Source organism: Psychrobacter sp. TPE 89C, assembly GCF_055522395.1.
Genome location: NZ_JBVFXW010000014.1, coordinates 1 through 13,032, shown reverse-complemented (window position 1 = coordinate 13,032; position 13,032 = coordinate 1). Strand labels below are relative to the sequence as shown.

The 13,032-nt window shown below is 38.6% G+C and carries 10 protein-coding genes; 2 read left to right on the top strand and 8 right to left on the bottom strand.

Annotated elements, in window-relative coordinates; translation table 11 throughout:
- Positions 1 to 71 precede the first annotated feature (71 nt).
- From ACZW67_RS06245 to ACZW67_RS06230, 4 genes are all read right to left on the bottom strand, one after another.
- The gene (locus ACZW67_RS06245) at positions 72 to 1,418 is read right to left on the bottom strand and encodes a UDP-glucose/GDP-mannose dehydrogenase family protein (protein ID WP_465182594.1); all 1,347 of its coding nucleotides are present in this window, start codon (positions 1,416 to 1,418) and stop codon (positions 72 to 74) included.
- A gap of 79 nt (positions 1,419 to 1,497) precedes the next feature.
- Positions 1,498 to 3,189 carry a glucose-6-phosphate isomerase gene (gene pgi / locus ACZW67_RS06240; protein ID WP_465182566.1) on the bottom strand — a complete coding sequence of 564 codons (1,692 nt, stop codon included), beginning with the start codon at positions 3,187 to 3,189 and terminating at the stop codon, positions 1,498 to 1,500.
- A 3-nt stretch (positions 3,190 to 3,192) separates the two neighbouring features.
- Complete coding sequence (locus ACZW67_RS06235; protein WP_465182565.1) at positions 3,193 to 4,065, bottom strand: UTP--glucose-1-phosphate uridylyltransferase; 873 nt, start codon at positions 4,063 to 4,065, stop codon at positions 3,193 to 3,195.
- Between the two features lie 60 nt (positions 4,066 to 4,125).
- Entirely contained in the window at positions 4,126 to 5,055 is a 930-nt protein-coding gene (locus ACZW67_RS06230; RefSeq protein WP_465182564.1) for a CgeB family protein, read from the bottom strand.
- A gap of 180 nt (positions 5,056 to 5,235) precedes the next feature.
- On the opposite strand from ACZW67_RS06230, the gene ACZW67_RS06225 reads away from it, so the two are divergent.
- Both ACZW67_RS06225 and ACZW67_RS06220 read left to right on the top strand, forming a co-directional pair.
- Positions 5,236 to 6,564: a right-handed parallel beta-helix repeat-containing protein gene (locus tag ACZW67_RS06225; RefSeq protein ID WP_465182563.1), complete on the top strand. Its 1,329-nt coding sequence runs from the start codon at positions 5,236 to 5,238 to the stop codon at positions 6,562 to 6,564.
- 93 nt (positions 6,565 to 6,657) lie between these two features.
- On the top strand, positions 6,658 to 7,107 hold the full coding sequence (locus ACZW67_RS06220; protein ID WP_465182562.1) for a hypothetical protein: 450 nt from the start codon (positions 6,658 to 6,660) through the stop codon (positions 7,105 to 7,107).
- Positions 7,108 to 7,166: 59 nt separating this feature from the next.
- Here ACZW67_RS06220 and ACZW67_RS06215 read toward each other — a convergent pair whose 3' ends face one another.
- The 4 genes from ACZW67_RS06215 to ACZW67_RS06200 form a co-directional block, all read right to left on the bottom strand.
- Positions 7,167 to 7,943, bottom strand: a complete 777-nt coding sequence (locus ACZW67_RS06215) for a hypothetical protein (protein WP_010200826.1) — start codon at positions 7,941 to 7,943, stop codon at positions 7,167 to 7,169.
- Positions 7,940 to 8,932 (bottom strand): hypothetical protein, encoded by a 993-nt coding sequence (locus tag ACZW67_RS06210; protein WP_465182561.1) that lies wholly within the window; start codon positions 8,930 to 8,932, stop codon positions 7,940 to 7,942. Before ACZW67_RS06210 ends, ACZW67_RS06215 begins: the two co-directional genes overlap by 4 nt.
- Before the next feature lie 22 nt (positions 8,933 to 8,954).
- The gene (locus ACZW67_RS06205) at positions 8,955 to 10,817 is read right to left on the bottom strand and encodes a heparinase II/III domain-containing protein (protein ID WP_465182560.1); all 1,863 of its coding nucleotides are present in this window, start codon (positions 10,815 to 10,817) and stop codon (positions 8,955 to 8,957) included.
- A gap of 37 nt (positions 10,818 to 10,854) precedes the next feature.
- On the bottom strand, positions 10,855 to 13,032 hold a 2,178-nt coding region (locus ACZW67_RS06200; RefSeq protein WP_465182559.1), incomplete at its 5' end, for a glycosyltransferase family 4 protein.

The following is a 13,032-nucleotide window of genomic DNA, read 5'->3' as shown; positions in this document are numbered from 1 at the left end:
TGATTAGAAATCAAAAAAGGCTCGCTAATCATTATTAGTGAGCCTTTTTCTTAAAAAATATTTTAAGAAACTTACTTAGTACGACCAATGCCCATATAGTCACCAACTAAGCTATTGATTTGCATTCTTGTCAACGCATTTTGCGCATCGAATACTGGCATAGCTTGCTGATTGATTTTGGCCATATCTAACTGGTCTCGTGGCGACCAACTAACGATAAAAATTGCCTGAGCCTCGCCAAGTTGTTCATAAGGATTATCAATTAACTCAAGTAAGGGTTGCTGCTGATAAAGCACAGCAAGTTCGGCCTGCGCTTTGTCACTATAGACTATCGTACGAATATTATAAGACCATAATAAAGCCAATAATGGATGAATGGCTGATCCTGCCGTACGTCCTGATCCTGCCTTATAGCTACCACCCCAGACCATCACGGTTTTATTATCGATAAAACCATCAAAATACTGCCAAAACTTACGGAATATCAGCTCTTTTTGGTCTTCGTTGATGTGCATGACTGACTGCAACAGCGGCATATTCAAACTGTGCGTTTGGCTTGACTGCTGTAGCTTAGACAATTCAGTCGGGAGTGTATTACCACCAAAGCCCCAACCTGCTTGTAAGTAGCTGCCACCAACCCGCTCATCCAATCCCATAATACGACTCACTTGCTTGATATCAACCTGTTGACTATCCGCCAAGCGTGACATCTCATTCATAAAACTCACTCGCGTTGCGAGCATCGCCATGATACTACTACGGGCAAACTCTATTGTCGCAATATCAGCGTGATGGGTGGCACGCGCGTGCTGCATTAGAGGTTTTAATACTTCTAGATGTTGGCTACTATTGGCAGTCTTTTCACCGAGTAACCATAATGAAGGATTCAACATCGAGCTATAAGCATCACCATCCTGCAAAAAAACAAATGGCAAATAGTATACCCAAGCACGCTGTAACTGCTGAGCCAGTTCTGAGACTTTCCCTAACTGCTCAATACCGCTCATAACCACAGGTAGCACCTGCTGATGGCTATGATTGAATGCCGTAATCCAACTGGCTTCCGTCCATACTAATTTGATGCTATCTAAAAATAACCAGTAAAATGCCACAGTGCTTTGATTATCAACTTCGCCATGATTTGCCGATTCATAGCACTTTATTAACGTATCGGCACTATCGGGTAGCACTTTGCTGGTAATAACCTGCTGCTGCTCATACATCTGCCACAGCGCTTGTAAATGATGCTCAAAGCCATATTGCTGTATCTGCTGAGTTAATAAGTCCATATCCGCATATAAATGGATGCGTTGGCCTAAGCTTGCCAGCACCACGGCACTGGTAATGGCCTCAATACTATGACCAACCAGCACACAAACCTGATTGCTATGAACGCCTTGTGTCTTAGCCGCATGCATATATTTGGGTATATTTTCATTTATAGAATCAGCGCTCATAAGCTTACCCTTTCACTTTATTAATGTATCGGCAGCAGAATTAAGACAGCTGTCTAATGCGTTGCAGCAGCTGGTCAGTAGAGGTATCAAATTGACCTTGGGAGTCTTGCTGCGTGTGTTGCATCGCTTGATGTACGGACTCTGCCATTTGCTTCCCCATCTCCACGCCCCATTGATCAAACGGGTTGATATCCCAGATACTGGCCATGACGTAGACCTTATGTTCATAAAGCGCAATCAGCGCCCCTAAACTATGCGGCGTCAGCTCATCGATCAACAGCGTGGTTGAAGGCTGATTGCCACGGTAGTATTTATATTTATCGGCATTGGTGGCTGTTTTAGCCTCTTCATTGCTATTAGAAGCATCTGAAACAGCGGCATTACCAAACGCCAGTACCCGACTTTGCGCCAAACAATTGGCTAAAGACAGTTCATGCTGCTGTTGTAATGAGGCGTTTTTCACTTCGCCACTATAGCGGCGCACGCAAGCGATAAAGTCGCAAGAGACTTGCTGTGTTCCTTGATGTAGCAATTGGTAAAACGCATGCTGAGCATTGGAGCCAATTTCACCCCATAGAATCGGGCATGTATCATAGTCAATATGATCGCCATGCTGAGTAACGGACTTACCATTACTTTCCATCTCCAGCTGAGTCAAATAGCTTGGTAAATAGCTGAGACGACCATCATAAGGTAGTACCGTATGTGCATTCACCTGTAAAAAGGTACTGTTCCAAACGGCAAGCAGCCCTAATAATACCGGTAGGTTCTCCGAAAAATCAGCCTGTGCAAAGTGCTCGTCCATACTGTGCGCACCAGCCAATAACTCTTTAAAACCAGACATACCAATACGAATAGCAATGGCCAATCCAATCGCCGACCATAAAGAGAACCGACCACCGACCCATTCCCAAAGTTGTAGCTGATGCTCAGGATGAATCCCCCAAGCACTCATTTTTTTACTATTGGCAGAGATGCCAATAAAATGGCGACGTAACACGCTGTCTTCAGTACCTGCCCGCAGCTTAGCAGTGGCAAGTAGCCATGACAATGCTGTCTTAGCATTGGATAACGTATCGACAGTACCAAAGGATTTGGATGATATAATAAATAAAGTTGTCTCAGGATTTAGATGTTTGAGCAAGTTATCAAGCTGAGTACCATCCATGTTGGAGACGAAATGTACTTCAATCTCTGTATCTGCCCATTCATCAAGCGCAGTCGTTGCCATGAGCGGTCCAAGATCAGAACCACCAACGCCAATATTGACCACATCAGTGATAGCCTTACCTGAAAAACCACGCCATGTACCACTACGAACCCGCTCAGATAGTCTCGCTACCTGCGCTAAACTATGATGTACATCAGCAACGATATTTTGACTTTCAACTTGTAATGTGGCTGTTTCTGGCAGACGTAGTGCCGTGTGTAGCGCTGCACGCTCTTCACTGGTATTTACCAAGGCGCCCTGCATAAGCGCATCAATACGTGTCGACAATTCACAGCTCTCTGCTAGCTGAAATAGAGTTGCCAGTACCTTCTCATCAATACATTGCTTGCTATAGTCCATGTACAGCGCGCCAGCTTGCATGCTAAAGCGTGTAGCACGACTGTCATCCTGTACAAACAGCTGTGCAAGCGACCACGGATGCTTTGCAAGCGTTTTTAGTTGCTGCCAGTATTTAGAATGGCGAGCACTGTGATAGGTCTTGTCGCCCTTTATCTCATTCATCAGCTACTCATCATCTGCTAGTTGCTGCTCGGCGAAATAGATAAATGCCTGCATATATGAGCGCATATCGCCTGCATCGTAGCTATTTCCAAGCATCGTCGTGACATTCACTCCGTATTCACTAATCAATGCATCAATAGCATCCGTCAGCTGAATCTCACCACCGACTGAGGCTTTAGTATTGGCCAAATAGTCAAAAATCTTATTACTAAAGACATAACGACCAACGACTGCTAATTTAGAAGGTGCGTCGGCTAAGTCAGGCTTTTCTACAAACCCTGCGACTTTAAAGCTAGCGTTAATATCTGATTGCTCATCAATATTACTGGCATCGCTCAGCTTAGCAATACCGTATTTATGCACATCTTCATCGGCAACATTATCGACCAATATTTGTGAATGATTGTCTTTGCTAAAAGCATCAATCATAAACGCTAAATTATCAGTAGTCATATCACCAGTAAATGGATCAAGCACGACATCTGGCAGCAGAACGGCAAAGTCATGCTCACCGATGATCGGTCGAGCCGCCAATACCGCATGCCCCAAACCTAAAGCTTTACCCTGACGTATCATCGACACCGTCACATCCTCTGGTAGCCAGTTTAAACTATCCGCCAACTCGTCTTTACCTTTTGCTCTAAGCTGACTGTCTAATTCAGCATTGATATCAAAATAGTTTTCAATCGCACTTTTTTGCGCATGACCGACTAGAACAATATGTTTGATACCCGCAGCAATCGCCTCTTCAACGACATAATGAATAGCAGGACGATTACCTAGCGGCAATAGCTCTTTTGGCACAGATTTAGACAATGGCAACATACGAGTGCCAAAGCCTGCAACGGGGATAACGGCGTGAGTGATTTTTTTCATAGTGTGTGGGCTATATTAAGAAAATATAAATAAGGAAATACAATATATGCTGATAAGGAGCTATAATTCAATAAACTCTACAATTTGTTTAATCCATTGATCATAATTATAATTTTGTAATACATGGTCGCTGGCATAGCGCATCATCTCTGCCTGTTGTGTAGTATAACCTTTAGATAATTGTGCAAACAATTCATCTGCTTGCTCCTTACTATCAATGACTTCGCACATACCTTCAAAGCGGGTACTGACCGACAAGCTAGGATTGGTCACTGCCAGTCGCCCACAAGCCATAATCTCAATCAGACGACGGGAAAACATACTTGGAGAGTCAGTCACAGTATTGACATTAAGGCAATACGAATACTGCCTAAATAGCTCGCCAGTTTTATCATAAGGTACCGCAGGCTTAGTAGTCATATTCGGTAAATCTGGATAGCGATAAACGTCAGACTTACGATCAGAGTTACGGTCTACGATAGTCAGGCCATAAGGTGAGGCAGCAGTAAATGACATATCCTGCCACTGTTGGCGCGCATTATGGATATGCTGACTATAACTACCGACAAACAGGCTCTCATTATATCGAGGCGGTAAGGAGGTAGGATAGTGAAACTTAGGCTGCACGGCAAATGGTAGCACCCCTACTTTTACGCTCTTACCTAATATAGAACGATATCGCTGAACACAGTTTTCATCAACGGTCATTATATATTTGAATAAGCTGGCCGAGTCTATAAAACGGTTAAAGTGAGCACCATCTTCTTTATTCCAAAATACAGCAGGAATATTATGTCTATCTGCCGTTTCTAAAAGTTTACGCAGTTCAACGTTATTACGTTCAGGATAATCAGGATAATTAGCTATTTTATAACGCCATTTATCTTTACGACCACGCCATGCTGATTCGACCAAGATAAAGTCAGGCTTACGTTTTCGCCAAAATTGATACGGTAACTGCTCTTCAAGTAATTTGACAGAATTTACCATTTTCAAGGACTGGGAAGTCAACTCATCGCTAATTAGTGCTAGCTTTAACAAAGTATTAGGCCTATATTTTAAAGTTTAGAAGTTTTTTATTTGTAATGTTGGATAATAACAAAGCTAATATAATACTATTAGTATTTCTTTTGGAATTCTATCAGATTAAAGTCATTCTGGAGAAACTGTTTGCAAAGACGTCATTTTGGTAAAGGCTTATTAGGTTTTGCAATATTAGCCAATAGTGCTTATACAAAACCTTCATTAGCTCTACAAAGCTCCCTATCTGTACGGCAATTTGGAGTAGTTGCAGACGGAACTACAGATGATAGTGAGGCCGTACAAGTGGCTTTCAATCAAGCAGCTAAGACAAAGCAGTCTCTTTTTTTCCCTTCTGGGATTTATCTAGTATCCGGTATAGATATAAAAGGGGTTTCTTTTTCTGGTGATCAAGCTTGTATTATGAGCAATCAAGATACAAACCATCGTTACCTCATGTTTGACTCATCAACGAACGCTATTGAAATATCAAATATTGCTTTCGATGGTAAGACTACGGTTCAGTCCAAAAAATCCTATCAAGTTGCTTTAAGGTTCGAAAATAACAAGCAAATTGAGCTAAACAATATAGATGCGCACAATTTTAAAAACAACGTGGCTATATTCGAACAAGGAACTTCACACAATGTAGTGCGAGGTGGCATTATCAAGGACTGCCAAAGCAATAATATTTACTCCTTCAAAGGGCAATATAATCAAGTATATTGTGTCAGCTTTTTACATTGTAAAGAGCATGTTATCAGGTTTGGACGCTTCAACTCTGACAAGGACAAAGATTCCGGTCGTTACAATATAGTGGATGCTTGTGTCTTTGAACACGTTGGTAATGACGCTATTTTATATGAGCTTAATTCTGGCAAAGGCATTATAAAAGGATGCATAGGTCATCATATTCGCTCACTTGTAAAAGCAGAAACGTCATCAGAAGCTGAATTACCCGAGCAAAAATCTCGTGATATTCACGTTTTAAACAATTATATCGATCAAACCATTGAAGAGAAAGGAGCCTGTATTAAACTAAATGGGGCAGAGCATTGTATGGTTGCTAATAACACCGTCATAGGTTTCTATGATGGTGTTTCCGCTGGCTCGTCTAGTATCATCGCTGATAATATCATCCGTGATACTGAACATGTTTCTATACGTTGTAATGGCGATCATATGATTATTAAAAGCAACCAGATTATTAAGGCATCTTATGGATGTATGGCTAATAAAACGGAGTTCAATTACTTAACCATCACTGATAACCACTTACAACACTGTAAAGAGTATGCGATTTCGCTAGCTTCCTCTAACAACATTATCAATAATAACGTTATTACAGATTCTAAAGTAGCTATTAGGCTAGTTGACAAAGCTGAACATAATAAGGTCACTAACAATACAGGTTCAAATAACGATAGAAATATTAGAAAAGGTAATACTACTAATACATTTAATGAAAATTTTAAATAGTGACTTATTTTATTAAATTAATTTAATGGAGACTCATTATGACAATAGCATCATTGCCTATCGAAGCAAAACTAGGTTTATAAAGAACTCATAATGCGAGCCTTTCCTAAAAAGTGTGCGCGAGTTATACAGATAAGAGTTCCCGGTATAGGCCATAGCATACCTAGCCACCTTACTAAAATTGACGCTCTAGATCTGATGTTAAATAGTATTGTGACAGACAGTTATCATTCATCTAAATCAAAAAATTTTAAGACATTAAAAAAACGTCGTAACTATATAGGCTATCATCGGTTTATGTCGAGCCTTAACCCACAGATGACTGAAGCTAGAGAACGTATCGTCATGAAATACTGCCTAACTATGTTACGCGATAAATACCCAGAGTCTAGACATGAATCTTTCTTCTTTGGAGATGCGAGTAACCTTTATGCTTTTTATAATCGAAACATAGCTTTAACCTTTATAAAAAAAGCAGCCACGCTAAAGCCTGACTGCCCTAAGATAAATAAAAGATTAAATGCTCTGTTACCAGCTGATTAATTGTTTTCATCTACTTTTGTTCTGTAGTCTAAAACGTACATCAGTATAATTTTGTTCAGTTATAATAAAATTTCTGGGTGCTTTTCTTTTAACTGAGCCAGCTTATTTAAGTCGCCAGCTCTCAGATAAGCTTGATAGCTATTCTCTACTACTGCTTTAGACTCATCTAGTTGAAGCGCTTTGTTGGCAAAAACTGATTCGATACTTGTTCCTTCTTCCGCAATGGCTCCTATTGCACGACTTGCTCTAATAAGTAGTACCGCCTTTACCCTGTTATTAAAGCGAGTGTCGTTTTCTATAGCGAATATTAAAGTATCAACACCATAACGACGATATAAGCGCTTAAAATACATTTTTTGTTCTGACAAATCTTCCGTTGGTATAGATTCAGAATATTCTTTAATGTTATTTGCTATTTTCTGGTATTGATACTGTTTCTGATACTCTTCTATGAAGGCTTCAATATCGACGTCGTCTTTATTGTTATCGACTAATTGCTGCTTAATCAGAGCATACTGTTTGTGAGGTTCTACAGACTGCTCCTCATAATAATAGTGCAGATAGGACAAACACTTTAAGGCTTCATGAGTATTATCTAATTCGATATAAAATAAAGCTGACATACGATAGACACTCTCATGTCTACTCAAATCAAAAGCAATATCTGGTAGATAGCTTAATGTCTCATTGGCTGATTTCTTTGCCAGTTCACGACCAGCTTTTAATAAGTTATAGGCTTGAACTCTTGGATTTTTTTCTTCGTTATTTTGATTTAAATAAGTTATCAAACCATAGATACCAAATATCTGGAAACTAGACTCTAATTTTGAATTCATTCTTGAGCTACCCCACTATTAATAATTTCTTTGACTGATTTTTCTAAAAATATTGGATAGTGAACTGCCAACTCTTCATGAGTATCATAATCACCAAAATCCCACTTCACATTACTTATGTCTAGCGTATCGACCCATTTCATGAAAGGAACAGCATGCTCAGCATAGTGTGGCTCCCCTTTACCAACGTGTATCATAGTATTAGGGAATGGTTTTTTAGAGTTTTCTAAAACTTTATACATAAGGTTGTTGGCATAACTCTTATTCATTTCATTTTCTGCACCGAAAATCCCTCTAAATATAGGAGATCTTATAGAGGAATCTGAGTATACGCATAAGTAATCCCCAAGCATCGTTTGTGGGCCACCAACTACAATATGTCCTGTTCCAAACTTATAGCCATGATATAGCCCCGCATAACCACCTTTACTTGATCCAATAAATATTGCATTAACTTTAGGGATACTTAAATCTAGAACATAAGCGTTTATAAGACTCTGTACTAAATCATCTACTGCAATAGGATTATTTTCATTTAGATAATAACTTGAATGCGTATTTTCGTCATTTCCATACCCATCTTTAATATATAATCTATGAGCATCAATATGTGCTATTGTTCTTATATAATTGTATTTAGGAACTGCTTGTATAGCTTGGAAACAAACTACCAGATAGCTACTTGGATTCTGGGAAGGATAGAATGCATATTTTAAACCACTTTCATCTGCTATTTCTGGAATTAAATAACGATAGCCATCCCCTAAATCTGTCCATCTTTTAGTATCTGTATCAAGTTTTTGATATTTATACTTGTAGTTATAATGGCTTTCTAATTCATTATGGTTTAAAACAAATACTTCGCGCGATTCTAATATCTTTAGTAAGCTAAATTCATTTTTTACGTTATCATGTATAACTAATCTAACTTTTTCATCCAACTCTTTCTCTAGATAAGGATTAAAGGTAAATTCGCCAATAAGTTTCATTTCTTTCTCCAAAAATTAGTTTCTATTTAAGTATATATTGTACTTTAAACTCTAAATCTTTTTCTCTAAGCAATGAAAACTCATGTACACCAATATCATCTACCCAAGTAAAATATAACTTTCTACCTGATGTATTAACAGAGTTATATTCTAATTTTACTTCACACGCGCCATTAAAGCTAAACAGCGTAGCAAATGAACTAGTACTAACTTGAGATAAGCTAAAGTTAATAGAATCTGATGGTATAAACTCCCGCTCTGCAGGCGAAAACCAACCTTGTAACCTTGGTTCTTTGATCCCATTCATTACTTCAGATCCTTGAGCTCCTTTCAACAAACTTGTAATATGCAGCTCATTTTCATCATCTAGTTTACAATGGTAAGAGTTATTGAATTGAGTCAGCGCAATTTTTGGATCAAAATGAAACCATTGTTTAACATCATGCAGACCATCCAAATTATCTTTGAACCAATCAAATACAATTAGCCATTGATTAGGCATATATACAAGCACCCTTGCATGTCTAATACTCTTATTGTGCTTACATTCCGTTTCAAGTACTGTGAGACCATTTGGATATTGCTTAGATCTTTTGGTTGCACTTCCATAGGGTTTTACACCCTTACGCATATAGTCTTTGTCATCAAATTCTAGCGTATTGTGTGCGCGTGTAGATTCGCAATATAGTCTGTTAGGGTGAGTATACCAGTAGCCTTGTGACCATAGCTCTGACCCCATTTCAGCTTTGCCAATATAGCCATATCGACCTGCATCTATTAGGATATTATGCCCACGGTCATACCATATAAAACTCAAGTCATCTGCATGTTTATGAGTACGTGAGTGAAAAGCAGCAGTTTGTGCAAGATAACTGTATTTATCATAACCTAAGTCTTTGACAGAATTGCTATTACGTACAATAAAATAGCCTGCTTCTTTGAACTCTTTTAGCTCATTGCTTCCTAGCTTCCCTACTTTTCCATTCGTCGTGACAAACTTCATCATTGAAGTTTGCCATTTTCTTTCAGCAGCTGAGCTTTTTATACTCATTAAACGCCAATCAGAGTCACCAAAATTAGCGATATGTTGATTCGGTAATATAAACCAAGACAGAGCTTCTTCTATCTTAAAGGTGAATGACAGAATTTCTTCATCTTTTATTAAATCGGCTTTTATTACACCGATCAATGTATCGTAAACCATGCGGTGGTAGTCTGGAGAATGCTCACGATGGACACCATCTTCTGTAAACTGCTGGTTTAACATTATTTTGAATCGTGATATACCTTGCTCTAATGCAAATGCCATTATAGGAGACGTTTCTTTGAATCGTCTCCCCATAGCAATTTGTCCAGCAGCTTGGTAATAACCATGATTATTGTGAAAAGTTATATTACTATCTAAATTTAAGTAAGCCTGATGAGCTAAGATACCACTCCATAGCTTTGCACTAATCGAATCATCCTTTTCTACATTCTGTGTATATGCGTCATATATATAGGATAGCCTATAAGCTCTTAAACCAACTGCCATATCGTACCAAGCAAAATCTGTACTATTTTCATAGTTGACTGGAGTATTCGCCTTTATATCTACATACTGATCTATCCAGTCTAAAGCTATATTTAATGCTGGGTTAAATATTTTATCTTCTGGAGCCTTATCATAGGCATATAATAATATATCTATCATATCCCAAGAATGGATATAGAAGTTCCATGAGCGCTCATCTTGGGTACTAAGCGCCCATGGTATTGGATTATTTATATCTATGAAAGGATAGTTCCTTCGTGACCAACCTTTTTCAAGAATATCATAAGCTTCTAGAGTCGCTTCTTCTTTCGATTTTTTTCTGCTTGTCAGATTTTCATAAGGAATTTTCATAAAATAATTATCTCTAGTATGCTTATCAAGCAGAAACTTATAAAATGCCACGAATTATTAGAGATGCCTTTTCAGCAGTACGCTGCCAAGTACGTTCATTCTCAACGAATATACGTCCTTCCTCACCGTAGCCTAACCACTTTTCTGGATGATCAAGCAAGTATTTGAGTTGCACTACTAAGTCCTCTGTATTACCACGCTCAAACACTCGACCATTCACGTCATGAGTGATCATTTCCGTCAAAGCCTTATTGCTTGATACTAATACTGCCTTTTTCATTGAAAGTGCTTCTAAGGTTTTCATAGGAGGAACTATCTCGCATACTGGCCATGCTTTGCGAGGGAATGGAGCGATGTCAATCAGTGAGTAATATCGCTCAACTTGCTCAAAAGGTATTCTACCTGGCATGATCAGCCAATCCATAAATCCTGTATCTTGGGCAATTTTCTCTATCTGTTGTATGATGCTACCTTTGCCTTGCCCTGTCGCATTCTCATTGCCTACTATAAGTAATCTAAACTCATAGCCTAATTGCTTGAGTTTTGAACAAGCAAAAGCAAGATCATCAAGTCCTTCATAACTGACTAAGGTGCCAACATAACCTATCACAGGCACATCTAGGGGAATATTTAGCTCAGCAGCCAATTCTATATCTTTTGACATAAGGTTAAAGCGTTCGATATTACACGAGTTAGGTAATAAGGTGACTCTATCTTTAGTTGGTACACCTCTCGACTCTAATTCATCCACCATTCCTTGAGTAAGCGTAAATATATGATCGGCATGTTCTGCAACAACCGCTTCTAAGCGCTTTTCTACTTCGAACATAGGATCTTGTTCAAACTCAGGATACTTTGAAAGACGAGTTATTTCCCAAAAACCACGTATTTCGTAGATAAATGGAATGCCAAGAGTACGAGCAGCAAACATAGCAGGCATACCATCTAGATGGTTTGATGCTGCAATAATGAGAGCAGGTTTATCTACTTCAAAAGCTTGCTTATAACTTTCTACTGCTTTTAATATGTACTCATAATTTGAATAATCACGGCGAGAAGGTGATAATAAACGCTTATAGACAACATCATCTATGCGATCAGCTGGCGTTATATCTTCTATTTGGACTTGACTGATATCATGGGGGTAGCCAGGCCTAGTGATAGCATAGATGTCTAGACCTTGACCCTTCAACGCAGTAAGTAAACCATGTCCACGAGTGGCATAACCACCACTGGAATAAGGCAAACTGTTATGAATTACATAACAGATTTTACCCGGTGTAGGTTCATAAGCCATACCCTGCTGACGTTCAGGAACCTGACTGGCTAAGGTAATGAGATGCGAAGGTGTTGACCATAATAATTTACGCTGCCTTGATGTCGGGTTGTCTCCTGCGATCATACGTAAAAGAGCAATGATCTCCTCTAACTTGTCGTATTCAAGTGTACGCTGATAAGCAAAATAAACGTTACGCAGTGTGCTCTCACTTTTATCAAGGCTATAAGCATACGATGCTAACAAATTAGTGTCTTTTTCAAAATCTGCTGGACGAGAATTCGTATAATTACGTACTACTTTGGCCATTTTTAGTGCAAGTGTGGCCTTAGCCTTATTACTCATTAGCTCAACATCTATAAGCTTTATAAGACTTTCAGCACCTTCTTTATGTAATATATTAAGAACATATTCTTCAGTATATCTGTCGTTATATATCTGATTCTGTTCAAAGGATAAATTAAGCAGTTTCTTATTATCACTTTTTACTATACTGATCGAATCACCCTTTAAGCCAACTTTATGTATGTGTTGTTCAAGCGTAGATAGTAAATTAGTTTTGAGTTTCGCTATTTTCTCCTCTTCAACTTGATATTTATTCTGAAGCTTTAGAATCGCTTGATTTGCTTCTATGATACTACCAGTGTTTACACATATCCCCGCATGAGCCATTAACGTATATCTATCTTCATGAAGCGATAGAGCAATTTTACTCAGGACTTGTAGACTGGATTTTTTAAAATCATTCTTTTTTGCATAATTCATTAACTGAATATATAGACGAGATTTATGCTTGCTGTCTAAACCTATGTACCTTGCTTCGAAGAAAGCAATTAAACTAGATATGTCATTTCTTAGCAAAAGAATCAAACTTTCCTCAAAAAACTCCTTATCTGATTTCTCTAAGAAAATTTCTTTTGATTTGATGATAAGGTCTGA